This window comes from Pseudomonas sp. B21-012, assembly GCF_024749305.1.
GTDB lineage: Bacteria > Pseudomonadota > Gammaproteobacteria > Pseudomonadales > Pseudomonadaceae > Aquipseudomonas.
Genome location: NZ_CP087197.1, coordinates 97,537 through 122,500 on the forward strand (window position 1 = coordinate 97,537; position 24,964 = coordinate 122,500).

At 62.9% G+C, this 24,964-nt stretch carries 21 protein-coding genes (1 of these 21 cut by a window edge); 3 read left to right on the top strand and 18 right to left on the bottom strand.

Annotation, left to right across the window (positions count from 1 at the left end):
* Positions 1-29: 29 nt before the first annotated feature.
* From LOY37_RS00485 to LOY37_RS00495, 3 genes are all read right to left on the bottom strand, one after another.
* Complete coding sequence (locus LOY37_RS00485; protein WP_258716110.1) at positions 30-1,688, bottom strand: Na/Pi cotransporter family protein; 1,659 nt, start codon at positions 1,686-1,688, stop codon at positions 30-32.
* A gap of 219 nt (positions 1,689-1,907) precedes the next feature.
* Positions 1,908-2,675, bottom strand: coding sequence for a TerC family protein (locus LOY37_RS00490; protein WP_045200621.1), 768 nt, complete (start codon positions 2,673-2,675; stop codon positions 1,908-1,910).
* Between the two features lie 75 nt (positions 2,676-2,750).
* Positions 2,751-4,058, bottom strand: coding sequence for a CitMHS family transporter (locus tag LOY37_RS00495; protein WP_258716111.1), 1,308 nt, complete (start codon positions 4,056-4,058; stop codon positions 2,751-2,753).
* 304 nt (positions 4,059-4,362) lie between these two features.
* On the opposite strand from LOY37_RS00495, the gene LOY37_RS00500 reads away from it, so the two are divergent.
* Positions 4,363-4,764, top strand: coding sequence for a GFA family protein (locus LOY37_RS00500; protein WP_093377550.1), 402 nt, complete (start codon positions 4,363-4,365; stop codon positions 4,762-4,764).
* 12 nt (positions 4,765-4,776) lie between these two features.
* Here the strand turns inward: LOY37_RS00500 and LOY37_RS00505 are convergent, their stop codons facing one another.
* The 15 genes from LOY37_RS00505 to LOY37_RS00575 all read right to left on the bottom strand — a co-directional run bounded on the left by LOY37_RS00505 (position 4,777) and on the right by LOY37_RS00575 (position 22,916).
* Positions 4,777-5,811 carry a hypothetical protein gene (locus LOY37_RS00505; RefSeq protein WP_258716112.1) on the bottom strand — a complete coding sequence of 345 codons (1,035 nt, stop codon included), beginning with the start codon at positions 5,809-5,811 and terminating at the stop codon, positions 4,777-4,779.
* A gap of 16 nt (positions 5,812-5,827) precedes the next feature.
* Positions 5,828-9,511, bottom strand: coding sequence for a tubulin-like doman-containing protein (locus LOY37_RS00510; protein ID WP_258716113.1), 3,684 nt, complete (start codon positions 9,509-9,511; stop codon positions 5,828-5,830).
* 109 nt (positions 9,512-9,620) lie between these two features.
* Entirely contained in the window at positions 9,621-10,025 is a 405-nt protein-coding gene (locus LOY37_RS00515) for a hypothetical protein (RefSeq protein WP_045200613.1), read from the bottom strand.
* A 15-nt stretch (positions 10,026-10,040) separates the two neighbouring features.
* Positions 10,041-11,516: a hypothetical protein gene (locus LOY37_RS00520; RefSeq protein ID WP_195885392.1), complete on the bottom strand. Its 1,476-nt coding sequence runs from the start codon at positions 11,514-11,516 to the stop codon at positions 10,041-10,043.
* Positions 11,504-12,955, bottom strand: a complete 1,452-nt coding sequence (locus LOY37_RS00525; RefSeq protein WP_258716114.1) for a hypothetical protein — start codon at positions 12,953-12,955, stop codon at positions 11,504-11,506. Before LOY37_RS00525 ends, LOY37_RS00520 begins: the two co-directional genes overlap by 13 nt.
* A 186-nt stretch (positions 12,956-13,141) precedes the next feature.
* Complete coding sequence (locus LOY37_RS00530) at positions 13,142-15,100, bottom strand: DUF4105 domain-containing protein (RefSeq protein ID WP_258716115.1); 1,959 nt, start codon at positions 15,098-15,100, stop codon at positions 13,142-13,144.
* Entirely contained in the window at positions 15,097-15,417 is a 321-nt protein-coding gene (locus LOY37_RS00535; RefSeq protein WP_010222593.1) for a DUF2388 domain-containing protein, read from the bottom strand. Before LOY37_RS00535 ends, LOY37_RS00530 begins: the two co-directional genes overlap by 4 nt.
* Positions 15,418-15,444: 27 nt before the next feature.
* Positions 15,445-15,738, bottom strand: a complete 294-nt coding sequence (locus LOY37_RS00540) for a DUF2388 domain-containing protein (protein WP_195885395.1) — start codon at positions 15,736-15,738, stop codon at positions 15,445-15,447.
* A gap of 119 nt (positions 15,739-15,857) precedes the next feature.
* A complete protein-coding gene (locus LOY37_RS00545; protein ID WP_045200598.1) occupies positions 15,858-16,175 on the bottom strand; it encodes a DUF2388 domain-containing protein in 318 nt (105 codons plus the stop codon).
* A gap of 297 nt (positions 16,176-16,472) precedes the next feature.
* The gene (locus LOY37_RS00550; protein ID WP_010222590.1) at positions 16,473-16,688 is read right to left on the bottom strand and encodes a DUF1127 domain-containing protein; all 216 of its coding nucleotides are present in this window, start codon (positions 16,686-16,688) and stop codon (positions 16,473-16,475) included.
* 318 nt (positions 16,689-17,006) lie between these two features.
* Positions 17,007-18,500, bottom strand: a complete 1,494-nt coding sequence (locus tag LOY37_RS00555; RefSeq protein ID WP_045200596.1) for an acetyl-CoA hydrolase/transferase family protein — start codon at positions 18,498-18,500, stop codon at positions 17,007-17,009.
* Between the two features lie 178 nt (positions 18,501-18,678).
* A complete protein-coding gene (locus LOY37_RS00560; protein ID WP_258608767.1) occupies positions 18,679-20,115 on the bottom strand; it encodes an NAD(P)(+) transhydrogenase (Re/Si-specific) subunit beta in 1,437 nt (478 codons plus the stop codon).
* A gap of 2 nt (positions 20,116-20,117) precedes the next feature.
* Complete coding sequence (locus LOY37_RS00565; RefSeq protein WP_038997786.1) at positions 20,118-20,450, bottom strand: NAD(P) transhydrogenase subunit alpha; 333 nt, start codon at positions 20,448-20,450, stop codon at positions 20,118-20,120.
* A gap of 11 nt (positions 20,451-20,461) precedes the next feature.
* Positions 20,462-21,583 carry a Re/Si-specific NAD(P)(+) transhydrogenase subunit alpha gene (locus LOY37_RS00570; protein ID WP_010222584.1) on the bottom strand — a complete coding sequence of 374 codons (1,122 nt, stop codon included), beginning with the start codon at positions 21,581-21,583 and terminating at the stop codon, positions 20,462-20,464.
* 406 nt (positions 21,584-21,989) lie between these two features.
* Positions 21,990-22,916, bottom strand: a complete 927-nt coding sequence (locus LOY37_RS00575; RefSeq protein WP_258716116.1) for a LysR family transcriptional regulator — start codon at positions 22,914-22,916, stop codon at positions 21,990-21,992.
* A 160-nt stretch (positions 22,917-23,076) separates the two neighbouring features.
* Here LOY37_RS00575 and LOY37_RS00580 point away from each other — a divergent pair, with 160 nt between their 5' ends.
* Together LOY37_RS00580 and LOY37_RS00585 are read left to right on the top strand one after the other, a co-directional pair.
* A complete protein-coding gene (locus LOY37_RS00580) occupies positions 23,077-24,258 on the top strand; it encodes an acyl-CoA dehydrogenase (RefSeq protein WP_045200593.1) in 1,182 nt (393 codons plus the stop codon).
* Between the two features lie 13 nt (positions 24,259-24,271).
* Positions 24,272-24,964: the 5' portion of a CaiB/BaiF CoA-transferase family protein gene (locus LOY37_RS00585; RefSeq protein ID WP_045200590.1), read on the top strand. Its footprint extends 528 nt past the window's final position; the window shows 693 of its 1,221 coding nt (coding positions 1-693); the start codon lies at positions 24,272-24,274; its stop codon lies off the right edge, out of view.

Below are 24,964 nucleotides of genomic sequence, written 5' to 3' on the forward strand. Positions count from 1 at the left end.
TCCTTGCGGGAGTTCTTGGGGTGTCGCGATCACGGTGAATGAGCGTCGTCCGGCACGCTGTCGAGCAGCAGGCCGCCAGTATCGGCGCCGCCCAATACCACATAGGCACTGCTGCAGAACAAGGAGTTCAATCGTTTCATGTCGGCGATCAGCTCCAGGTGCAACGAACTGGTCTCGATACTTTGCACCACTTTACGTTGCAACCGGCTGACATGGGCATGGGCCAGGCGCCGCTCCTGGGCGCGGAAGCGGCGTTTTTCCCGCAGCAGCTGGCGGGCGCTTTCCGGGTCGGCGCTGAGAAACACCGACAGGCCCAGGCGCAGATTGGCCAGCAACTGGCTGTGCAGGCCGGTAAGTTCTTCCAGGCCCACCTCGGAAAACTCGCGGCGCTGCGAAGTCTTCTGCTGCTGGACCTTGCGCAGCATGCGCTCGATGAGGTCGGCAGCCAGCTTGAGGTTGATTGCCAGCTCAATGATCTCGGCCCAGCGCCGGCTGTCCTGCTCGCTGAGGTCTTCGCGGGGCATTTGCGCCAGGTACAGTTTGATGGCGTTGTATAGCGCCTCGACGTCTTCGCCCAGGCCGCGCATCTGCTGGGTCATGGCGGTCTGGGTACCGCGCAGCACGTTGAGCATGGCATCGAGCATGCTGTCGACCAGGTCGCCCATGCGCAGGGTTTCGCGCACCGCGTTGGCCAGGGCCAGGCTTGGCGTGGTCAGTGCGGTCGCGTCGAGGTGACGCGCACGGGCGCGGCCGTTGGCTTCTTCGCGCTCGGGCAGCAACCATCTGCACAGGCGGCCCATGGGCGTCACCGTCGGCAACAGGATCAGGCAGCGCAGGGTGTTGTAGAGCAGGTGAAAGCCGATCACCAGCTCCTGGGGGCTGAAACTCAGGCTGTCCATCCACGCCACCAGCGGATGCAGCACGGGAATGATCAGCACCAGGCCGATCAGCTTGTACAGCAAGCTGCCCAGTGCCACCTGGCGGCCGGCGGCGTTTTGCATGCTGGTGCTGAGAAAGGCCAGCAGGCCGCTGCCGATGTTGGCGCCAATGACCAGGCCGATGGCCACCGGCAGGCTGATCAGCTCGGCGCCGGCCAGGGTGGCGGTGAGCAGCACGGCGGCAAGGCTGGAGTAGGAAATCAGAGCAAACAGGGCACCGACCAGGGCATCGAGGAGGATATCGCCGGTCAGCGAGGCGAACAGTACCTTCACCCCCTGGGCATGGGTGATCGGCGCCGCCGCTTCGACGATCAGCTGCAGGGCGAGGATGATCAGTCCCAGGCCGATACCGACGCGGCCCAGTTGCCCGGCGCGGGTTTGCTTGCGGGAAAGAAAGAAGATTACCCCGAGAAAGATCAGCAGCGGCGACAGCCATGACAGGTCAAAGGTCAGCACCCGCGCCATCAGCGCGGTACCGACATCGGCGCCGAGCATGATCGCCAGCGCCGGGGTCAGGCCCATCAGGCTCTGGCCGACGAACGAGGTCACCAGCATCGCCGTGGCGTTGCTGCTTTGCACCATCGCCGTCACCAGGATGCCGGCGATAAACGCAAGCGGGCGCTTGGACATGTTCTGGCTCAGTACCCGGCGCAGGTTCGAGCCGTACACCCGCAGGATACCGGTACGCACGATGTGCGTGCCCCAGATCAGCAACGCCACGGCGGAAAGCAGATTGAGCAGGGTCAGCATTGAAAAGGCCCCCTGTTATGCGCCCCAGCGGGGCAAAATGGATGATGCCGTGAGCCTGTCCTGCTGCCAGGCGGTTTTTCCCAGTGCTCACTTAAGCTGTAGTCGGCCAATGGCCGTGGCGCCAGCATCGCATAGCCACGCCAGCCTTTGAAACAAAACTGTCATGACGCAAGATGAAAAAAAGGGCCCTGCGCAGGGCCCTTTTCACCAGCACCGGGATTACTGACCCGGGATGTCCTTGCGAAGTTTCACCGGATCGCTCTGTTGCTTCTTCTTGGCCATGGCCGTGCGCATCTTGATGTTGATCGCCTCGACCGCCAGCGAGAACGCCATGGCGAAGTAGACGTAGCCTTTGGGTACGTGAACGTCGAAGGACTCGGCAATCAGCACGGTACCGACCACAATCAGGAACGACAGGGCGAGCATCTTCAGCGACGGGTGCTTGTCGATGAAGTTACTGATGGCGCCGGCGCAGAGCATCATCACCAGCACGGCGACGACGATCGCGGCGATCATCACCGGTACGTGGGAAACCATGCCCACCGCGGTAATCACCGAGTCCAGGGAGAAGACGATGTCGATGATGGCGATCTGGATGATGGTGTAGAAGAACTTGCCGCCGGCGCCGCTTGGCTCGTCGCTGGTTTCGTCTTCACCTTCCAGGCCGTGGTAGATCTCCTGGGAGCTTTTCCACAACAGGAACAGGCCGCCGAAGAACAAAATCAGGTCGCGCCCGGAAATACCCTGGCCGAACACCACGAACAGGTCGGCGGTCAGGCGCATGACCCAGGTGATCGACAGCAGCAGGAGGATGCGGGTGACCATGGCCAGCGCCAGGCCGAAGATCCGGGTGCGCTGCTGCATGTGCTTGGGCATGCGGCTGACCAGGATCGAGATCATGATGATGTTGTCGATACCGAGAACGATCTCAAGCGCCGTCAGAGTAAAAAAGGCAACCCAGATCTCTGGGCTGGTCAGCCATTCCATGTGTATTCCTTCGAACGATGTAAGCACAACGCCCCAGGCGATGGGGCGCGGCAGCGGTTAGGTGATTCTGTTGTCTTATAGGCTACTGAACAGGGGGAAAATTCCCATGAGCAGCGCGGCGAGCATTATGCACAGGCAGATCAGCACTGCCCACTTCAGGGTGAAGCGCTGATGATCGCCGAACTCGATGCCGGCCAGGGCCACCAACAGGTAGGTAGAGGGTACCAGCGGGCTGAGCAGATGCACGGGTTGGCCGACGATCGACGCGCGGGCCATTTCCACCGGCGAGATGCCATAGTGGCTGGCCGCTTCCGAGAGTACCGGCAACACCCCGTAGTAGAAGGCGTCGTTGGACATGAAGAAGGTGAACGGCATGCTTACGACTGCGGTAATCACCGCCAGGTAAGGGCCCAGCGCATCAGGAATGACCGCCAGCAGGCTCTTGGACATGGCATCGACCATGCCGGTGCCGGAGAGGATGCCGGTGAAGATACCGGCGGCAAAAATCAGCCCGGTCACCGCCAGCACGCTGCCCGAATGGGCGGCGATGCGGTCCTTCTGCTGTTGCAGGCACGGATAGTTGACGATCATGGCGATACTGAAGGCGATCATGAACAGCACCGGCAGCGGCAGCAGGCCCATGATCAGAGAAACCATCAGCACGGCGGTCAGCGCGCCGTTGAACCACAGCAGTTTCGGGCGACGGGCGTCCGGAAACTGTGAAACGCTGATCTCGCTGTGATCGATTTCATCGCCCGGCAGGTGCAGTTCACCCAGACGTGCGCGTTCACGCTTGCCGTACATATAGGCGATAACCAGCAGCGCCACTACACCGGCGAGCATCGCCGGAATCATCGGTACGAAGATATCCGAGGGGTCGACATGCAGGGCGCTGGCGGCGCGCGCGGTCGGGCCACCCCAGGGGGTCATGTTCATGATGCCGCCGGCAAGGATGATCAGGCCGGCCATGATCCGCGGGCTCATGCCCAGGCGGCTGTACAGCGGCAGCATGGCGGCCACGCAGATCATGTAAGTGGTGGCGCCGTCGCCATCCAGCGACACCACCAGGGCCAGCACCGCGGTGCCGACCGAGACTTTCAGCGGGTCGCCCTTGACCAGCTTGAGGATCTTGCGCACGGCCGGGTCAAACAGGCCGGAGTCGATCATCAGGGCGAAATACAGAATCGCAAACATCAGCATGACCCCGGTCGGCGCCAGTTTGCTGATGCCTTCGAGCATCATCGGGCCGATCTTGGCGGAAAAACCACCGAACAGGGCGAACAGGATCGGTACCAGGATCAGCGCGATCAAGGCCGACAGGCGCTTGGTCATGATCAGGTACATGAAGGTGATGACCATGGCAAAGCCGAGGAAGGTCAGCATGGGAGTACTCCAGGCGTAGCGCGGCGAAGGAAGAACGATTCGGGCGGATCAGCGCACAGGGCGCAGCGCGTGGAATAACGGAGGGATTGCTGCAGGGAGGCGGGCGTAGGAAAGCATCAGTATCACCATTGTTGTTGTTAATTGGGCCGGGCGCCGCATGCAACGAACGGGGCCCTGGCTGACCGGTCTTGTGCCGGTAGTGGTGGCAATCCTAAGGTGGGAAGCTTTCAGCCAGCTTTCGCTGGCCCAAAGCCGACGAGAGGTGCATTGTTGGTTATCAGCCTGTAGGCAACAGGAGGGAGCGATGAGTGATACGTACGAAGGCGGCTGCCATTGCGGCGCCCTGCGCTACCGGATTCAAGGTCCGTTGACGGATGTTGCCCACTGCCATTGCTCGGTGTGCCGACGGGTCAGTGGTGGTTTGCTGATCACCTGGCTGACGGTGAGTTGCGAGGATTTCCAATGGTTGAGCGGTACGCCGCAGCGCTACGACTCGTCTGCCAGTTGCGTGCGCTATTTCTGCAGCCGGTGCGGGGCGCATGTGGCGCTGACCACCGATCTGAGCCCGCAGAGCATCGATGTTACCGTGACCACTCTCGACCAGCCGCAGCTGGCGGCACCGAACCGACATATCTGGATCGATAGCCGCCTACCCTGGTTGCACCTGGACGAGCATCTGCCCGGCGAGCCCGGGGAGACGCTCTAGGCTTTCAGCGGCTTACTCGATGATCACCCCGCCCAGGCCCTTGGGAGTGTTGAACGACTGACCGCGCAGCTGTTCGGCCTGGCGCAGGATGATCTGCGCCTGACGGTTGCCCGGATCCTGGCTGAGCACCCGGTTGGCCAGTGAGCGCGCGGTGGCGCCGTCGCGGCGGGCCAGGGCACTACGCGCCTGGCTCAGCTGCTGGCCCACCAACCCGGCGTTGGCTGCCGGCGCCACCGGTCGTTGCACCGGCCGGGCAACAGGTGCCACCCGCGGCTGTACTGGCGGTGCCGAGCGCGCCTGCTGCTCCAGTTGTTGCTGGCGTTTGGCAAGCTGGGTCTGTTCGTCATGAAGCTGTTGCTCCTTGGCCGCCAGCTCACGGGCTTGCTGCTCGCGCTGCGCCTGTTCGGCTGCTGCCTTGCGCGTTGCTGCAGCGCTTGCGGCAGCGGCGGCGGCCTGGGCTTGGGCCTGCTGATCGCGTTGCTGACCCTCTAGCCCGGCCTGTGCGCGTTGCAGCAAGCTGATGGCGCGCGGGTCCTTGCTTTCGATGCGCAGGGCGCTTTCGGCCTTTTCCAGTGCGCAGTTGTACTGGTTCAGGCGCAGGCAGCCCTGCCCTGCGGCCAGTTCTGCCTCGAACTGCTGCAAGGCCTTGCGAGCGTTCATCTGATAGGCCGCATAACCACCCACCGCAACCAGCACGGCGATGGCCAGCGCGGCCTGGCGCGCGACATTGCGTGGTTTGCTCACCTGGGCCACGACCGGCGCTTGCGGCGGCGCTGCGACTGTCACGGCGCGCTCGATCTCGGCGCTGGAGATGGTCACCTGCCGTGGCGGCTCGGGCGCTTTGGCCACCGGTGCTGGGGCTGTCGGCGTTTCGCTCGCGACAACGGCCGCTGCCACGGCTGCCGGAGCGGCAACCGGTGCGCTGGTCACCACCTGGCTGCTGGCACCGCAATATGGACAGAACAGCACCGGGCCACACAGGGCCTTGCCACACTCGCCATTGGCGCAGTTGAGGGGGAAGGCCGGTTTTTTCGCAGATGCGGACATAGGGCTCAGGCCTTCCTCAGTTCACAGGCGGTGGCGCCATCGGCGCGACGGGCGGTGGCGTGCCTACCGGCGGCGCCGCAGCAGGGGCCGGGGCAAACAGATGGGCAAGTTCGAGGATCTGCCCGGCGCTCAGCCAGGCGGCCATGCCTTCGCGCCACAGCAGGCTGTCGCGGGTGATCTGGCCGGTTTGCACATACTGTTGCAGCTGGCTGCTGGTGTACGGGCCGTAGTTGCTGCCAGCCACGCTCAGGTGATAGCTGAACTGCGGCGTAGCCACCGGTGGCGGCGCGATACCGGCAACACCTGGCGGTGGCGCAGCCATGCCCGGCATCGGTGCCGGTGCGGCGCTGGCGGCCGGCTGGAACAGCGCGTCGAGCCAGCCGCTGCTGAAGCACTCCTTGCGCAGGGTGCGTTTTTCGCTGTGCTCGTCATGCACTTCGTCGCGATAGACGTCGGCGCGTGAGCCGTTGACCGGTTCGGCGAATTGCTCCAGCAGCGCTCGCGCCTGCTCTACCAGGCGTTCTGCGGTATCCGGGGCCTGGCGCTTGAGGCGGTTGTCGTACTCGTTCTTCAGCAGCTCAGCGATCTTGTACGGGAAGGTCTGGTACAGCGACGACACCCCAAGCTCGTTCTGGCGCATCTGCGGCTTGTAGGCGCCGCGGCGCAGGTCTTCGAACAGCGCGACCATGGCCGCCAGCTGCTGCGGGCTGCGCAGTTGCTCGTAACGCTGGCGCAACTGGTCTTCGATGTCTTTGCGTTGCACCTGGTTCAGACCGTTCTGACGGATCGCAAACTCGTCACCGATGCTGAAGTAGTCCTGGTCGATCATCAGCTCGTAACGTTCCGACGGGTTGCGCCGCAACACCCCAACGGCCACCGCGTGCAGGTACAGCTTGAAGTCTTCGGCGAACTGGCGGTACTGCTCCTGGGTGAACTGGATCGGCTGTACGAACTGGCTGATACGCTTGTGGCTGTGCAGCGGAATCGTCGTGCTTTCCTTGCGGTAGCTGGCCAGGTAGGTCGGCAGCGGGGTCAGGGCCGGCAGCGGGAAGCCGCTCAGCTCAGTGAAGCAGATCAGCTTGCCCGGGGTGCCGGACTCGACGAACTGGATCTGCCCGGCAGTCATGCCGGTGCCCTGCGGCAGGCACTGGGCGAGCATGGCGCCGTAGGTGCGCTTGAATTCGTTGGCATCCTGCACGCCCACCAGGCAGGTGTAGCGGTCCTTGACGATGCCGAAGCCGCCGGTGAGGTTCAGCGGCGCCCAAGGCATGGCCCGTTGCAGTAGCTGGCGGAATTTTTCCCGCTGTTCGTCCGGGGTCAGCGCGGCCAGGGCGCTGAGCAGCGGGTCGATGCCCTGGTTTTGCTTGGGCAACTGCTGCACGGCCTTGCTGCGCAGTTTGCCCAGCAATTCTTCCTGGCCCTCTTCGTCCTGCAGTTTGCCGAACAGCACCTTGGAGCCGCCAAAGTCCTTGAAGGCGTCTTTGGCCCACTCGCGCACCTGGGCGCCATCGACGACCTGTTCCTCGCTGCTTTGCACCAGTGCCAGCGGGATCAGGGTGGCGTGTTTTTCCTTGATGCTGGCGTCGATCTTGCTGATATCGGTTTCGATCCGGCGCAACAGCTGGTCAACCGCATTGCGTCCGTCCTGCAGGCGGCCAACGAAGCCGTTCCATACCGCACGGCCGTTGTGGTCGACCGACTCCTTGCGGCCCAGCCACTCGGACAGCTCGCGCAGCAGTTGCGCCGCTTCACGGGCAGCGACATGGCGCACGTAGAACAGCAGGCTGTCGCGTAGGGTGTCCTTGACCTGGGTGAGTACGGTCTCGGCCTGTTTGTCCTTGCCGCTCAGGCGGGCCATCAGGCCGCCACCGGTGGTTTCCTTGAGGCGTTCGAACTCGCGAGCCAGCTCCGAGGACTCCAGCTTCTCGGCCAGTTCCTTGAAGCGCGCGGCGTTCTTTTCCAGCGCCGGGATGATCCCGCTGCCTTCGTTTTCGAGGCGGTCCTTGAGCATCTCGACCAACGCCAGAGTGTAATCCAGGCCGCCACGCTCATCGTCGTCCAGGCGCCGGAAGAGTTTTTCCGGCAGGGCGTCTTCGCGTACCAGTTCGGCCAGGCGGCGCTGGCGGTTTTCCTTGATGCGCACTTCGTGGTTGCGTTCGGCGCTGTCGATGTTGCTGCCCTTGGTGTCGCGCTCCAGCTGCTGCTGGATTTCGCGCACGTGGGTCAGCCACTGGTCCTTGTCGGCGCCGCCATTTTGCAGGCGCTCGAAGAGCATCTCGACCTTTTGCTCGATCTGCGCGGTGACGCTGTTGTCGCCCTCGACCAGCAGCAGGTCGTCGGCCACCTGATAGTGGGTGAACTCACCGGTGGCCAGGGTCAGCTCGACCTTGGAAAGGAAGTCCGGCAGCTCGGTGAAGGTGCGCGCAGTGACATTGAGTTGCTCGCGCAGAAAGTCATCGCGCTCGCGATCGGTTGGCCGGTTGTCGTTGGCCGCGGCGTTGGCGATGCCGAAGAAGGCCTTGAGCATCTGCTGCACCTGACGGCTCAGGCGCACGTTCTGCCGTGCATCGATCTGGGTGTCGAGCACCGCCTGGCCCAGCGCGGAGTACGAGCACGGGAAGCGCAGCTCGGTATCGTCGCCGTAGTCCTGCGGCAGGCGCACGGTGTAGGAGCGGATCTTGTGCTGGTTCTGGTTGACCGCGATCGAGCGCTTCTTGTTGGCGAAGTCCTGGGAGGTGAAGTCGGTGAACAGCACGTCCGACAGCATCTCGTAGATGTCTTCCTGGTCGCTGGTCTTGGCCTGGGCGACGTTGCTGTTGTCGACGATGTAGACGTCGTCGTACGGACGGCTGTCGATGAACAGGTTGTCGGTTGCGTCCCAGTGCTTGACCAGGCGGTTGCCGCGCATGCTGGTTTCCAGCTCCATCAGTGCCGCGTAGCCGTTGGCCTGCACGCGCTCGGTGTTGAAGGCATGGAAGCCGCCGGGGAGGACGAAGAACAGGTCGACCTTGCCGGCAATGTTGTTCTCCTTGAGGATCGCCTTGGCCAGGTAACCCATGTCGAGGAACGAGCCGGAACCGGTGCCGCCGGCGGCCGAACCGCTGATGACGATGCGGATCTTGCCCGGGTCGATTTCCAGGCCGAGCTTTTTCAGCTTGTCGGCATGGCCACCGATGTTGGCCAGCAGGCGGTTGACCTTGTCGCGCAGCTTGTCGCGGATCACCGGGTACTTGTCGTAGAAGTACAGGCGCGACAGCGCGCGGATCTGCCCGGCACCCTTGGACGGGTCGATACCCAGGGCGCGAATCTTGTCCGGGGTCAGCGGGAACCACTCGGCCACTTCCCGATGACGGTTGAGCTCGTCCATCGAGTGGGTGTATTTGCTCAGGTTGAGCGGCTCGATGATCTTTTCTTCGGAAGTGAAGGCGACCTGCTCGGCGAGCACGTCGGTCTTGATCGACTTGCCGTCCTGAGTGACTTCGCCGGCATCCAGGTCGAAGTTGACGAACTGTACCAGGGGGAAATCGGCAATCTGCTGAACCTGGTTGTTGCCGCCCCAGATCGCATTGAGAATGCGCCGGCGCAGGCGGATGTTCACCTTCATGCCGGTACCGCCCAGGGCGATGAACAGCGTCGGGTGGATCTTCTCGCTGACCGCGTTCAGCGCCGCCGGGCCGGAAGGTTGTGCATTCTCGTTCATCTTCAAACTCCATGAGCCCTGGCTGGGCTGGCCGAGTCAGCTCGGCGTACTAAATCCATCATCGGTTGAAGCGTCAGGCCTGGCCTGACGCGGGCGCAGCAATCCTGGCTCAGCGTTTGGCCGAGAAGGTCATCAGCCAGGCCACCAGCGAAATGCCGGCCACGCCAGCCAGTGGCGCCAGGTACAGCGGGGTGAGGAACTGCCCGGAGTTGATTACTGCCAGCACCGCCATGGCCGAAACCAGCAGCAGGCCGAGGAACAGGAACCAGCCAGACGCGTTGGCACGGCTTGGCGCCACGCGCTCACGCACGCGCCAGTTGGCGTAGGCGTTCTTGATCACGAAGAAGATCAACGCCAGCACCACCAGCACGGCCACGCCGACCAGGGCATCGCGGCTGTCGACTTTTTTCGGGCCCAGGTCCAGCACTGGCGTCGGCACGCTCAGGGTGGAGGTGCTGGTGGCCGGAGCGGCTTCGTTTTCTACTGGGGCTGGCAGGGAGCTGGTTTGGGTCATGACAGGGTCCTAAGGTTATTTGAGGCGCACGGCGACGTCGGCGGCGAGCTTTTCAAGGGTGGCGCCGAACAGGCCGCGCTTTACCGTCGCGACTTTGTTCTGCCGGGCGTCGTAGACGCTGGCGCTGCTGAACGGCTTGAGCGGGTACTGCTGGGCCACGCCTTCGACCATGACCGTGACCGGCTTCTTGCCGCCGACCAGGCTCTTGGCCAGCAGCAGGCCGAACAGCGCGAACACGAACAGAGCCAGCAACAGCAGCACCGGGCCCAGCGGGTAGCTGATTTGCAAGACGATCGGCAGGCGGGTAGCCGAGGCGCTGGCCTCGCTGGAGGGCAGGAACACGTCCGGCAAGGCATCGTTGGGGAACAGTTCGTTCATGCGCTCGATGAACTGCTGGGAAATCTGCAACTGCTGTTCGCTCAGGCGCACTTCGATGGCGCCGGCACGCTGGTAGCCGCTGGACAGCAGCACTTCGCTGGACCACTGCGAAGGCAGCGGCGGCAGTTGCAGGCTGATCGACAGCTCTTCGGAGCGGGCGCCTGGCTCGAGGTTTTCGATGCGGTCCAGGGAGATCGACGATTGCAGGGCTTCGCCCGGCATATCGAGGCTCATCGCGACCTTGGCCGAGTGAATCTGGTAGGGGTTGAACTGGTTCTCGAAGCGGCCCAGCAACACCGCGGTTTTCGGCGAGCCGTCGACATCGATGTTGAGCACCACGGTTTGCTGGTCGGGTGCGAGCTCGGCGCTGACGTCCGGGGTGTCTTTTACCCCGGTCGGAATAAAGCGCACGGCCGCCTGGGTCAGTGGCTTGAGGCGCACCCCAGCGTCTTTGAGCAGTGTTGCCAGGGCCGGCTGGGCCAGTACCTGCTCGAGCGCGGCACCGGCGTTGGCGCCATAGGCCAGGGCGTAGATCATCAGGCCGTTAGCCTCGAAATTGCTGCTTTTGACCGGCATTTTCTGCGGGAAGGCGGCGATGCGGCTGATCACTGCTTCCTTGTGCAGCAGGTCGTAGAACTCGCGGTTCTTGAGCTGGGTTTCGTTGCTGTTGTTGGGGCTGTTCTTGTTGTTGGTGACGATCCAGATAATGCCTTCGCGCCCTTCCAGGCCGGTGTTGATCGCCGCCAGCAAGGCTTCCTTGAAATCGGTATCGGCATAGGCGCCGCTGGCCTTGCGGGCCAGGCTCAGGGCATTGACGCTATCGGCGAGCTTGGCGTGGGTGCCTGGCCCGCGGTAGGTCCATTGCGGCGAGGGGTGGCTGCTGTCGGCCTGGTTGAAGGCACCAATCACCACTTCGCCGCTGCCGGCGGCGCTGGCCGCCAGTTGCGTGACCAGCGGTTTGAAGCCCGAGGCCGGGTCGAGGTAGAACGGCTCCATCCAGCCGGAGTTCTGTACCAGCAACACCTGGCGCAGTGGCGCCGCATGGGCGCTTATGCAGACCAGGCTCAGGACGAGCAGCAGGCTGTGGCGTAGCAGGCGGTTCAGGCGTTCCATCGGTAAAGCGCTCCAGTCGAATCGATGTACAGCCACAGGGCGTTGTCGTAGCAGAACCACTGCGCGTTCCACGGTTGCGCCACCTTCAGCAGCAGGCTCAAGGCCGGCTGGCCGATGCGCTCAAGGCAGTACTCGGTATCGACGGGCTGCTCATTGCCGAAGAACTGCTGCAGGCTCGAGGGCCAGCGCACTCGGCACGACAGCAGGTGCGGGTTGTCGCTGAACTCGATGAACGGGTACACCACTTCGCGGTCGGCGGGGTTGTTGTCGACGTCGTGTTCACCCCACGGCGCGTCCAGGCGCACGTTGAACATGTAGTTCAGCTGCCCGGTGCTCAGGCGCGAGCCTTTGACTTCCTTGCGCTCGTCGGAGTCCAGGCGCAGACAGTACTGCTCGCTGCCTTCGAACAGTTGCTGCCAGATGCCGTAGCCATTGACGAACGGCGGGCCATATTCGGGGCGCGCCTGGGCGCCGGGCGGCCAGCTCAGCCATTGGGCTTCGAGGCTTTCACCGAGCTTGACGCTCAAGTAGCCGTGGGCGCCGATCCACAGCAGGCGCCGCGAGGCCGGGTCGCGCAGCGGCGCCGAGAGATTGTGCAGGTGTTGCGGATTGGCCAGGGCAATCGGGTGTGCGAGCCACTGATCATTCTGGCGGGCGACCACGCAGAAGCTGCCATCGGGCATCTGCTGGGGAATCAGCACCTGCTCTTCAAGTTCGCCGGGGGCGGCGATAGCGCGGCCAGGGCAGCGCTCCAGGTGGTAGCGGCCAGCGAGCGGATCGACGCGCACTTCAGTCGCGCCCTCGTCACAAGCCAGCAGCAGATGTTGCTGGCTGCCCTGCTCGCGCAGGCTCACGCCCCAGGCCCAGCTTTGCAGGCTGCAGCGACCGATCGGGGTGCTGTGCGGCAGCACTCCGACCCATTCTTCGGCCTTGCGCTGCCAGCGGAACAGGCTGCCATCGCGCGCCAGCGCAAACAGCGCTTCGCGATGGCCGCCGAGGTTAGCGACGAGGAAATTCAAACCGTTGCTGCGCGGCAACTGGTCGAACTTGCGCGCGGCATTGAGGTTGCGCGGGCTGGCGCGATCAAGGCGCTGGTACACGGCGGCGACAGTCTGCTCGGCAGCATCGAGCTTGCAACTGCCCTCCACCACCCGCCGGCCGCTACCGTTGCCATAAGGTGGCAACCAGCGCTGCTGGGGAGCGTAACGAACAGGTTCAAGGGGCGCGCCGGTCTGCGGGCAATGGCGGAAGCTGGCCGGCAGCCAGGACTGCCCGTCAGGCGCCTGCTGCGCCCCGACGAGGAAATCCAGGTCAGGCTGATCGCCTTCCAGCGCCTTGCCAGCGACGTGGGTCAGGGAGAACCTGCCGTGGGCATCCTGCAACCAGCGTTGCCCATCCAGCGACCACTCGTACTCGCGGTCGTCTCCGACTACGTCCATATAATCCCACCATGCCAACGGTCGTTCGTGCGCAGCCCTGCCCTTCACAGCCAGGCTGTCACGTCGATAGAAAGAGATTTTGCGAGAGGCCCCGAAGCGAGGCCTTCATCTAGCAAAATGGCATCAAAACGCCATTTTTATAGCGGCGAAATAGTGGCACAGACAGTTACAAAGTCAACCACCGGCTCAGGGCAATTGCAGCCCGCCTGCGGCTTTGTGCAATGCGCGCAGGTGGTCGCCGACCTGCTTGATGTTGGCCTCGACCGCTTTGATTTGCGCGGCGCGGTCCGGGCCGAGCAAGGCCCGCACCTCTTTGTCGAGGTCGGCACTGAGGGTTTGCAGCTGTTTTTGCCGCTGGCGGGTTTCGCTCAGCAGTTTCTCGCGCTCGCTGGCCTGGGGCAGACCGTAGCCGCTGCTGCCCAGCAGTTCGGCCGGGCGGCTGAGAAAGCCGCTGTTGGCGAGAATCTGCTGCAGGGTGTTGTTGGCCTTGCCGACGCTGGCGTCGTTGCGCTCGCGCCCGCTCAGGTAGCGCTGCTTGACCTCATCCTGGGCCAGCAGCAATTGGCGGCGCAGGCTGGCTTGTTCAAGCAGCAGCAAGGCTGCGCTGGTACGCAGGTCGGCCTGGGCAAACCACTGCTGGCGCTGCTCGGCCGATTGCTCGAGCCAGGCTTCGACGCTGTCCTGCTTGATCGGCAGTTGCTTTTTCAGCACCAGAAACATGGCCTGGTAGCGGTCGCGGTAGGAGTCGAAGCGATAACCCAGGCGCAGTGCCTCGCGTGGGTCGTCGAGCACGCTGACATCTGCCAGGCCGCGGCCTTCGAGCACTTCGAGCAAGCCATTGGGGACGATGCTGTCCAGGTCGTTCAGGCGCGGGTTGGCAGTACCGCTGCGCAACAGCTTGAGGGTTTCGACCGCACAGTTGTTCGACAGGAAGTAATAGTTGCCGTCGTAGCTCCAGTGCATCTCGGCAGCCTGGCGCACCAGGCTTTCCAGCTCGTCGCGGTTGAGCTTGAGCGGAATCGAGGCCAGGCTGCGCAGTTCGGTCTTGGTGTACTCGTCGATCACCTGCGCCAGTGGCAAGACGAACAGCCGCGACGGATAGGCGCCGGTCAAGCCGTCCCAGCTCGACAGCTGCACGTCGTTGACGAACGCCCGGTACGACAGCACCAGGTGCTGGTCCAGGTCCAGGCGGCAGTCCGGCCCGCGTGGGCGCCCGGGGGCGCAGATGACCAGGCGCAACATGCTGTGGCCCCAACGGCTGACCCAGTTCTGATTGGCTTCGGCCAGCAGGTAATCCACCGCGTAGACGCGCTCGGGGTCGATCTCGCCCAGCGGCGATTTGGCAAAGTCGTTGCCGGCATTGAGGAACGGCAAGGCGCCCGGGCACGCTGGATGTTCGGGTGCCCAGTCGAAATGGGCTTTCAGGTAGGCCTGCAAGGCCGGCCGGCGGCAGGCAAAGCTTGGGTCAAGGAGGAAGTACTCCATGTTGACCGCAATGAATTCCTTGGGGCTGCTCAGCTCATAACTGTCGGGGCTGCGCGCCACCTGGCGGTTGTGCTGCTCGCGCTCGCCACGGCGGCCGACATATTGCGGCCAGCCGGCCAGGTCGAGCAGTCGCGGATCGTCGCTGAGGGTAAAGCGGCGTTCGGTCTGGCCGCGGCACTGCTCAGGCAGGCCGATTTTGCCCTGGCTGTTCTGCTGTCGGGTGCAACGGGTGATCAGCTGTCGCTCGGCACCCTGCCACAAACGGGCGCGATCATAGATGTGGGTCAGCTCATGCAGGACGGTGGCCAGCAACTCCTGGCGCACGGTGCCGTGGGGGCGGCCGGTCTTCTGGGTGGCAGCGCTGCCATCGGCAAGGCCCGGCAGCAGGCGGCTGTTGAGCTCCAGGGTGGAAACCAGCGACGCCTGGCCATAGGCATCGGCCGGCATACGGCTGCTCCAGCTGACCTGGATACGTCGGTCAAGGCGAGTCTTGAAGCTCGGTGGCAGGGCCTGCAGGGCTTCATCCAGCAATGCCTGGCTGGCCCGCTGTTGCTGCGGGCTCATGCCATCGGCCTGCAGCACCAACTGCAGGTCGGCCAGTGCCGGGCTGCCGCACAGTATCAGCAGGCAGCCCAGCAGCCAGGCACGCATTGGCTTCACAGGGCGAGAATGGCTTCAGCCAGCACCTGGTCGCTGGCCTGGCGCGCTTCTGGCACACGCTGGCGCAGGGTATCGAAGGCGGCTTCGAGTTGCGCACCACGGATCTCGCCACGGCTGGCGACGTAGCTGGCGGCATCATCGCGGGCTTCGCGCACGACTTTCGAGTCGCGAATCGAGGTGGTGGTGTCGGAGGTGAAGTCGATCGAGCGGCCAAAGGCGCGAACGATGATGTTGCTGGTGGCCACCAGGGTTTGTGCCTGGGCCACATCGGCCAACAGCAGAAGGCCAAGGGTGGCGGCAATCAGCGGGTTACGCATGGAGCATCTCCGGGAGAACAGAAGTAATCATTGGACGAGAATTGCCTGTGCCAGTTCAAGGTCGCTGGCATGAAGTTCCGGGTTGGCCTGGCGCAACTGCTGCAGTGCTGCCTCAAGGCGCGCGCCCCGCCATCGGCCATCGCTGGCGACAAAAGCGGCGGCATCGTCATGGGCGGCCAGCAGCAGTTTGCGATCGAAGGGCACCGACGTCACTTTGCTGGTGACGTAACCACTGACGACAAGGTTGTTGGTGGTCAGGTCCAGCGCCTGGGCGGCGCTGCTCCAGCACACCACGAGCAACAGCAATGACAGATAACGCATGGGTCTCGAACGGCAGCTGAATCAGGCGGCAAAGGCTATCCCAATGCGCCGGTGAGGACCAGCGCAGAGGGCCCGGCTTAGTTGCACGTTGTTACATGCACGGCCGGGAACGAGCGGCTTCAGAGCGCCAGGATGGCCTGTGCCAGTTGCGCGTCGCTGGCCTGCAGGCTTGGGGTCTGCTGGCGAATGTGGGCGAAAGCGCTCTCCAGTTTCGCGCCGCGGATGTCACCGTGGCTGGCAACGAAGCTGGCAGCGTCGTCACGGGCGGCCTGGACGATCTTGTCGTCACGGAACGAGGACGACACATCGGAGGTGGCATCGGTGGAGGCGGCAACACCACGAACGACGGTATCGGTGGTGACGACGAAGCTGGTGGCGTTGGCAGTCGAAGCCAGGGCCAGCAGCAGCGCGGCGCCAAACAAGCGTGAATGGAACATGGTCGATCTCCTGGATAGGCTTTTGGTGGTTCTTATGTCAGACGCACGCTCAGCTTGTTGCGCTACTTTTTACCAAGCTGGGTACGTTAAGGGTATCACGCGGGTGTAATCCGCGGCTTGGACCGGATCGTAGCAAGATTTATCAACTGTACCTGTCAATTTAATTAAATTAAAAATTGTACTGGTATGTTGTTCAGCCGCTCTATTCCGGGCCTTTAAACGACAAAACCCGTCAGCAGTCACCTGCGACGGGTTTTGGGGAATTCGTGGTGCCGGCCTTGGCCGGCGAGCCCTGCATTAACGCCAGAAAGGCTTGCTCAGCTCTTCGTAGCGTTGTGCTTCGCTGATACCGGCATCAGCCAGCAGACGCGAGTCCAGGCGAGCCAGTTGGTGGCGGCTGGCAATGCGGCGTTGCCACAGCATCAGGTTGGCCAGCAGGCGCAGTGGCAGCGAGGCCTTGGATTGTTCGGCGGTGTTTTCGAAAACCAGATCGGAACTGAGGGTACGTTCCATGATGTCATCCTTCCGCTTGTGGCGGCATTAGGTAGTGATTTAACTGATGCCAATGATCCTCCTCTGTCGTCCATAACAGTAGATACAGTTCACCTGCATTGTGATGGGCCAGTTAACTGTTTTAGACGACTGTTGCACTCGGAATAGGCGCAACTGTACTGGTCAGCACTGAAATGGTGCATTTTTGATCAGAGAGGGGACAAGAGGATGAAAAATGGCGGTGAAATCACCGGTACAGTAGAACAGTTTTTGTCTGGATAAATAAATCAGTTACCCGACCGGTTGGCATTGCGCACAACCGGCCGGTCACTGTGCAGGTCAGCCGGCGAGCATGCGCCCGGTTTCTTCCAGGTTTTCGTGCCAGGCCAGGGCTTCGCGCAGGATGTGCGGGGTGTGGCCGCCGCGTTCGCAGGCGCGGGTGAAGTAGTCGTTCAGCGCCTCGCGGTAATCCGGGTGCACACAGTTGTCGATGATCACCCGCGCACGCTCGCGTGGCGCCAGGCCGCGCAGGTCAGCCAGGCCCTGCTCGGTGACGAGGATATCGACGTCGTGCTCGGTATGGTCGACGTGGCTGACCATCGGCACCACGCTGGAAATCGCCCCGCCCTTGGCAATCGACTTGGTGACGAAGATCGCCAGGTGCGCGTTGCGGGCGAAGTCGCCCGAGCCACCGATGCCGTTCATCATCCGCGTGCCGCAGACGTGGGTGGAGTTGACGTTGCCGTACAGGTCGAATTCAAGCGCGGTGTTGATGCCGATGATGCCCAGGCGGCGAACCACTTCAGGGTGGTTGGAGATTTCCTGCGGGCGCAGGACCAGTTTGTCCTTATAGCGCTCCAGGTTACCGAAGACGTCGGCGTTGCGGCGGGTCGACAGGGTGATCGAGCTGCCCGAGGCGAAGCTCAGCTTGCCGGCGTCGATCAGGTCGAAGGTCGAGTCCTGGAGTACTTCGGAGTACATGGTCAGGTCTTCGAACGGCGAGTCGATCAGGCCGCACATCACCGCGTTGGCGATACTGCCGATACCGGCTTGCAGCGGGCCGAGCTTGTTGGTCATGCGCCCGGCGTCGACTTCCTGCTTGAGGAAGTTGATCAGGTGGTTGGCGATGCCTTGGGTTTCGTCGTCTGGCGGCAGTACGGTGGACGGCGAGTCCGGCTGCTCGGTGATGACGATGCCGACGATCTTGGCCGGGTCGATCGGGATTGCGGTGCTGCCGATGCGGTCATCGACTTTTACCAGCGGGATCGGCGTACGGGTCGGACGATAGGTCGGGATATAGATGTCGTGCAGGCCTTCCAGGTTGGCGTTGTGCGCCAGGTTGATCTCGACGATCACCTGTTTGGCGAAAATCGCGAAGCTGGCCGAGTTGCCCACCGAGGTAGTCGGCACGATGTGGCCCTGTTCGGTGATGGCGACCGCTTCAATCACCGCGATGTCCGGCAGCTTGAGCTGCTGGTTGCGTAGCTGCTCGACGGTTTCCGACAGGTGCTGGTCAATGAACATGACCTCGCCGGCGTTGATCGCCTTGCGCAGGGTGCTGTCGACCTGGAACGGCATGCGCCGGGCCAGCACGCCGGCCTCAGTCAGTTGCTTGTCGAGGTCGTTGCCCAGGCTTGCGCCGGTCATCAGGCTGATTTTCAGTGGCGACTGCTTGGCGCGTTCGGCCAGTGCATGGGGCACCGCCTTGGCTTCACCGGCGCGGGTAAAACCGCTCATGCCGACGGTCATGCCGTCCTCGATCAGGCCAGCGGCATCAGCCGCACTCATTACCTTGCTGTGCAGGGAGGACAAGCGGATACGATCACGGTACATGGATTGTTATCTCGGGCTACTAAAGCTAGATGCGCAGTCTAGTGTTTTCGCCTGGCTTCGTCCCGCGACCAAGGTCGAATGCGAAGCCCTGAAATAGAGCCTTCTGTCGGCTGGCTGGGCATGAAAAAGCCCCAGCCGGTACCGCGCTGGGGCTATTTGTCACAGCTGTTTGAACGGCTTATTCGACCGCTTTGACCATGTCTTCGATGACCTTCTTGGCGTCGCCGAAGACCATCATGGTCTTGTCCAGGTAGAACAGCTCGTTATCAAGGCCGGCGTAGCCGCTGGCCATCGAGCGTTTGTTGACGATGATGGTCTTGGCCTTGAACGCCTCGAGGATCGGCATGCCGGCAATTGGCGACTTCGGATCGTTCTTCGCCGCCGGGTTGACCACGTCGTTGGCGCCCAGCACCAGCACCACGTCGGCCTGGCCGAACTCGGAGTTGATGTCGTCCATCTCGAACACCTGGTCGTATGGCACTTCGGCTTCGGCCAGCAGTACGTTCATGTGCCCGGGCATGCGCCCCGCCACCGGGTGGATCGCGTACTTCACGGTCACGCCGTTGTGGGTCAGCTTCTCGGTCAGCTCTTTCAGCGCGTGCTGGGCACGGGCCACCGCCAGGCCGTAGCCGGGGACGATGATCACGGTGTCAGCGTTGCTGAGCAGGAAGGTGGCGTCGTCGGCCGAGCCGGATTTCACCGGACGGGCTTCCTTGGCACCGGCCGGGCCGGCCGCTTCTGTCGCGCCGCCGAAACCGCCGAGGATCACGTTGAAGAACGAACGGTTCATCGCCTTGCACATGATGTACGAGAGGATCGCACCGGACGAACCGACCAGGGAGCCAGCGATGATCAGCATTGAGTTGTTCAGCGAGAAGCCGATACCGGCTGCCGCCCAGCCCGAGTAGCTGTTGAGCATCGACACCACCACCGGCATGTCGGCGCCGCCAATCGGGATGATGATCAGCACGCCCATGACGAACGCCAGGATCAGCATCAGGGCGAAAGCGCTGTAGCTGCCGGTGAAGGTGAACACCAGGCCCAGGCCAATGGTGGCAAGGCCCAGGACCAGGTTCAGCTTGTGCTGGCCGCTGAACTGTACCGGTGCGCCCTGGAACAGGCGGAACTTGTACTTGCCCGAGAGCTTGCCGAAGGCAATGACCGAACCTGAGAAGGTGATCGCACCAATGGCGGCGCCGAGGAATAGCTCAAGGCGGTTACCGGTAGGGATCGGGTCGCTGATGCTGGCAACGATGCCCAGCGATTGCGGCTCGACCACCGCGGCAATGGCGATGAACACCGCGGCCAGGCCGATCATGCTGTGCATGAAGGCGACCAGTTCGGGCATCTTGGTCATTTCAACGCGCTTGGCCATGATCGAGCCGGCAGTACCACCGACCAGCAGGCCGACAATCACGTAGCCGATGCCGTCGGTAGCCAGCTCTGCGCCCAGCTTATAGATGAGGCCGACGGTGGTGATCACCGCCAGAGCCATGCCGAGCATGCCGAACAGGTTGCCGCGCCGTGACGTAGTCGGGTGCGACAGGCCCTTGAGTGCCTGGATGAAGCACACCGAGGCGACAAGGTAGAGAAGTGTTACCAGGTTCATGCTCATGTTTACTTCTGCCCCTCTTGCTTCGCTGCGCCCTTGCCTGGGGCTTTCTTCTTGAACATCTCCAGCATGCGCCGGGTGACGAGGAAACCGCCGAATACGTTGACCGCTGCCAGGGCCACCGCGAGGGTGCCCATGGTTTTGCCCAGCGGCGTGACGGTCAGCGCGGCAGCCAGCATGGCGCCGACGATGACGATGGCGGAGATGGCGTTGGTGACCGCCATCAACGGCGTGTGCAGTGCCGGGGTGACGTTCCAGACCACGTGGTAACCGACATAGATCGCCAGCACGAAGATGATCAGGTTATAGACGCCGTGAGAGATCAGCATGTCTTCCATTGTCTGGCTCCTTATCCGTTCTTGCGGATGACCTGGCCGTCGCGGCACATCAGGCACGCGGCGACGATGTCGTCTTCGAGGTTGATCGTCAGCGCGCCGTCCTTGTCGAACAGCAGCTTCATAAAGTCGAGCAGGTTGCGTGCATACAGCGCCGAGGCGTCCGCACCGACCTGCGCTGGCAGGTTGGTCGGGCCGACGATGGTCACGCCCTGCTCCACCACCACCTGGTCGGCGACGGTCAGCGGGCAGTTGCCACCCTGGGCTGCGGCGAGGTCGATGACCACCGAGCCGGGTTTCATCTGCGCCACGGTTTCGGCGCTGAGCAAGGTCGGAGCCTTGCGGCCAGGGATCAGTGCGGTGGTAATAACGATATCGGCCTGCTTGGCGCGCTCGTGCACCGCCAGGGCCTGACGCTGCATCCAGCTGGCCGGCATGGGTCGGGCGTAGCCGCCGACACCTTCGGCGCACTCGCGCTCTTCATCGGTCTCGTAAGGGACATCAATGAACTTGGCGCCCAGCGACTCGATCTGCTCCTTCACCGCCGGACGCACGTCCGAGGCTTCGATCACCGCACCCAGGCGCTTGGCCGTGGCGATAGCCTGCAGCCCGGCTACACCGGCACCGAGGATCAGCACACGCGCAGCCTTAACAGTACCGGCAGCGGTCATCAGCATCGGCATGAAGCGCGGATAGTGGTGAGCCGCCAGCAACACTGCCTTGTAACCGGCAATGTTGGCCTGCGACGACAACACATCGAGGCTTTGCGCCCGCGAGGTACGCGGCGCCGCTTCAAGGGCAAAGGCGGTGATGCCGCGCTCGGCCATCTTGGCGATGGTTTCGTTGTTGAACGGATTGAGCATACCCACCAGCACGGTGCCGCTCTTGATCTGGGCCAGTTCGCTATCGTCAGGGGCTACAACCTTGAGAACCAGCTGAGCTCCAAACGCATCGGCAGCGCTGCCAATTGTGGCGCCTGCTGCTTCATAGGCACTGTCCGGAACGCTGGCATTGATGCCGGCGCCGCTCTGGACGGTGACCTGATGCCCCTGGCCAATCAGTTTCTTGATGGTTTCCGGGGTTGCAGCAACCCGTGTTTCGCCCGTCTGCGTTTCGAGAGGAACACCAATGTGCACGTCATTTCTCCTGCGTGATCTTTTGTTGGTAAACCAGCGCACTGCGGATGGTGCGCTGGGGCGGCCGATCAGCACGATCCCGCCGAATCCAGGCGGGGCGCGGCATTTTGCAGGTGATTCCTGAATCGCTTCAACCAGTTTTGAAGGGTGACGGCAATCAAACTACAAGTCACCCTGTGACCGAATGTCGCAATAACAGGCCTGGAGCCCGCCAAGCGCGGGCTTCAGGGAGATTACGGCAAAATTCGAAAATTTTCCGCCGAATTTGCTGAATGCCTGGCTGAAAGCGCGATTTATGCTGTGAAGGCCGCATAAACAGCAGGGTTAAGGGCTTTTAAGGGGGTGCCTGAAACAGTTGGCCTAAATGCGACATTTCCTTATATCTGTAGGGTTTCAGTTTTATTGACTACGGGGTCAGGTTGTAGCTGTCATCCTTATGGGCTGCGACGTAGCGGCCCGCCTCCCCTACCAGCCAATCGCGGAAAGCGCGCAGCGAAGCCGACTCCACCTTGCGCTCAGGGATCATCAGGTAATACGCCTTGATGCTCGACAGCGCATGCGGGCTGGCCACCACCAGGCGCCCTTCTGCCAGTTCACGCTGGATCAGGAAGGGCGGAATCAGTGCCACGCCCATCTCGTGCATGGCCGCCTGTGCCAACATCGAGAATAGCTCATAGCGTGGGCCGGTCATGTCACGAGCGACGTTCATTTCCAGGCTGTTGAACCACTGGCGCCAGGCGTAGGGCCGGGTGGTCTGCTGCAGCAGCGGCAACTGGGCGATCTGCGCGGGGCTCAGTTGCCGGTTAGCGGCCAGCAATGCCGGGCTGCACACCGGCACCGGGTTCTCGCCCATCAGCCGGTGGGACTCGGTTCCCGACCAGTCGGCATCGCCGAAGTAGATCGCCGCGTCGAAGCTGGTATCGGCAAACAGGAATGGCCGGGTGCGGTTGGTCAGGTTGACCGTGACTTCCGGGTGGCGCTGCTGGAAGTCCTTGAGCCGGGGTAGCAGCCACTGGGTGCCGAAGGTCGGCACCACTGCCAGTTCGATGACGTTGGCGCCCTGCTGGCCCATCACCGATAAGGTGTCGCGCTCCACCGCATCCAGCTGGGTGGCGACCCGGCGGCTATAGGAAAGCCCGGCCTCGGTCAGCTTCACCCCGCGGCGCGAGCGGCGAAACAGTTCGACATTGAGAAACTCCTCCAGCCCGGCGATTTGCCGACATACGGCGCCCTGGGTCAGGGACAGCTCCTGGGAAGCCTTGGTAAAGCTCTCGTGGCGGGCGGCGGCTTCGAAGCAGACCAAGGCCGCTGTGCTGGGGATCTTGCGCCGCATGTACATCAACCTCACTAATAGGGCGTAAAGATGGCCTTTGCGGCCATTACGAAGTGAGAAATTATCACAAGAGCATGCGCAATCCTCGTTTGTCTCGTCGCCGGAACGGGCCTAGGATCAATGCACAACAACTCTGGTCCCATTTTTCGAGGATTCGCTCATGGCCGGTAAAGCAAGCTTCAACTGGATCGACCCGCTGTTGCTCGACCAACAGCTCACTGAAGAAGAGCGCATGGTGCGTGACAGCGCTTATCAGTTCGCCCAGGACAAGCTGGCCCCGCGCGTGCTGGAGGCCTTCCGTCACGAGCAGACCGACCCTGCGATCTTCCGCGAGATGGGCGAAGTCGGCCTGCTGGGCGCAACCATTCCCGAGCAGTACGGTGGCAGTGGCCTGAACTACGTGTGCTACGGCCTGATTGCCCGGGAAGTGGAGCGTATCGACTCCGGCTACCGCTCGATGATGAGCGTGCAGTCCTCGCTGGTCATGGTGCCGATCAACGAATTCGGTACTGAGGCGACCAAGCAGAAGTACCTGCCCAAGCTCGCCAGCGGTGAATGGATCGGCTGCTTCGGCCTGACCGAGCCAGACCATGGCTCCGACCCGGGCTCGATGATCACCCGCGCCAAGAAGGTCGACGGTGGCTATCGCCTGAGCGGCAGCAAGATGTGGATCACCAACAGCCCGATCGCTGACGTGTTCGTGGTCTGGGCCAAGGATGACGCCGGCGACATCCGAGGTTTTGTCCTGGAAAAAGGCTGGCAGGGCCTGAGCGCCCCGGCGATTCACGGCAAGGTCGGCCTGCGCGCCTCGATCACCGGCGAAATCGTCATGGACAACGTGTTCGTGCCTGAAGAGAACATCTTCCCCGATGTGCGCGGCCTGAAAGGCCCGTTCACCTGCCTGAACTCGGCACGCTATGGCATCTCCTGGGGTGCCCTGGGCGCCGCTGAAGCCTGCTGGCACACCGCGCGCCAATACACCCTGGACCGCAAGCAGTTTGGCCGCCCGCTGGCCGCCAACCAGCTGATCCAGAAGAAACTGGCCGACATGCAGACCGAAATCACCCTGGCCCTGCAAGGCTGCCTGCGCCTGGGGCGGATGAAGGACGAAGGCACTGCTGCGGTAGAAATCACCTCGATCATGAAGCGCAATTCCTGCGGCAAGGCCCTGGACATCGCCCGTATGGCCCGTGACATGCTCGGTGGCAACGGGATCTCCGACGAGTTCGGTGTGGCCCGTCACCTGGTCAACCTTGAGGTGGTCAACACCTATGAAGGCACCCATGACGTCCACGCGCTGATCCTCGGTCGCGCGCAGACCGGCATTCAGTCCTTCTATTAATAAGGAGCCAGCCATGGGCGCGCTATCTCATCTGCGGGTGCTGGATCTGTCGCGAGTGCTGGCCGGGCCCTGGTCCGGGCAGATACTTGCGGACCTGGGCGCCGAAGTGATCAAGGTCGAGCGTCCGGGCAGCGGCGATGATACGCGCGCCTGGGGCCCGCCCTTCCTTAAGGACGCTTACGGCGAGAACACCAGCGAGGCTGCCTACTACCTGGCGGCCAACCGCAACAAGCGTTCGCTGACCATCGACTTCACCCAGCCCGAGGGCCAGCGCCTGGTGCGCGAGCTGGCGGCAAAGTCGGACGTGTTGATCGAGAACTTCAAGGTCGGCGGCCTGGCAGCCTATGGGCTGGACTACGAAAGCCTGAAGGCGCTCAACCCGCGCCTGGTGTATTGCTCGGTCACTGGCTTCGGCCAGACCGGGCCCTATGCCAAGCGCGCCGGCTACGACTTCATGATCCAGGGCCTGGGCGGGCTGATGAGCCTGACCGGGCGCCCGGAGGGTGAAGACGGTGCGGGGCCTGTGAAGGTCGGTGTCGCGCTGACCGACATCCTCACCGGGCTGTATTCGACCGTGGCGATCCTGGCTGCCCTCGCCCATCGTGACCGCGATGGTGGAGGCCAGCACATTGATATGGCGCTGCTCGACGTGCAGGTTGCCTGCCTGGCCAATCAGGCCATGAACTACCTCACCACCGGCACGCCA

Coding starts and splice junctions, on each gene's coding strand:
- LOY37_RS00560 (WP_258608767.1), bottom strand. CDS start 20,115: ATGAGCATGAACCTGGTAACACTTCTCTACCTTGTCGCCTCGGTGTGC.
- LOY37_RS00485 (WP_258716110.1), bottom strand. CDS start 1,688: ATGCTGACCCTGCTCAATCTGCTTTCCGCCGTGGCGTTGCTGATCTGG.
- LOY37_RS00555 (WP_045200596.1), bottom strand. CDS start 18,500: ATGTACCGTGATCGTATCCGCTTGTCCTCCCTGCACAGCAAGGTAATG.
- LOY37_RS00580 (WP_045200593.1), top strand. CDS start 23,077: ATGGCCGGTAAAGCAAGCTTCAACTGGATCGACCCGCTGTTGCTCGAC.
- LOY37_RS00490 (WP_045200621.1), bottom strand. CDS start 2,675: ATGGAATGGCTGACCAGCCCAGAGATCTGGGTTGCCTTTTTTACTCTG.
- LOY37_RS00575 (WP_258716116.1), bottom strand. CDS start 22,916: ATGCGGCGCAAGATCCCCAGCACAGCGGCCTTGGTCTGCTTCGAAGCC.
- LOY37_RS00535 (WP_010222593.1), bottom strand. CDS start 15,417: ATGCGTAACCCGCTGATTGCCGCCACCCTTGGCCTTCTGCTGTTGGCC.
- LOY37_RS00510 (WP_258716113.1), bottom strand. CDS start 9,511: ATGAACGAGAATGCACAACCTTCCGGCCCGGCGGCGCTGAACGCGGTC.
- LOY37_RS00525 (WP_258716114.1), bottom strand. CDS start 12,955: ATGGACGTAGTCGGAGACGACCGCGAGTACGAGTGGTCGCTGGATGGG.
- LOY37_RS00495 (WP_258716111.1), bottom strand. CDS start 4,058: ATGCTGACCTTCCTCGGCTTTGCCATGGTCATCACCTTCATGTACCTG.
- LOY37_RS00515 (WP_045200613.1), bottom strand. CDS start 10,025: ATGACCCAAACCAGCTCCCTGCCAGCCCCAGTAGAAAACGAAGCCGCT.
- LOY37_RS00565 (WP_038997786.1), bottom strand. CDS start 20,450: ATGGAAGACATGCTGATCTCTCACGGCGTCTATAACCTGATCATCTTC.
- LOY37_RS00505 (WP_258716112.1), bottom strand. CDS start 5,811: ATGTCCGCATCTGCGAAAAAACCGGCCTTCCCCCTCAACTGCGCCAAT.
- LOY37_RS00550 (WP_010222590.1), bottom strand. CDS start 16,688: ATGGAACGTACCCTCAGTTCCGATCTGGTTTTCGAAAACACCGCCGAA.
- LOY37_RS00500 (WP_093377550.1), top strand. CDS start 4,363: ATGAGTGATACGTACGAAGGCGGCTGCCATTGCGGCGCCCTGCGCTAC.
- LOY37_RS00540 (WP_195885395.1), bottom strand. CDS start 15,738: ATGCGTTATCTGTCATTGCTGTTGCTCGTGGTGTGCTGGAGCAGCGCC.
- LOY37_RS00520 (WP_195885392.1), bottom strand. CDS start 11,516: ATGGAACGCCTGAACCGCCTGCTACGCCACAGCCTGCTGCTCGTCCTG.
- LOY37_RS00545 (WP_045200598.1), bottom strand. CDS start 16,175: ATGTTCCATTCACGCTTGTTTGGCGCCGCGCTGCTGCTGGCCCTGGCT.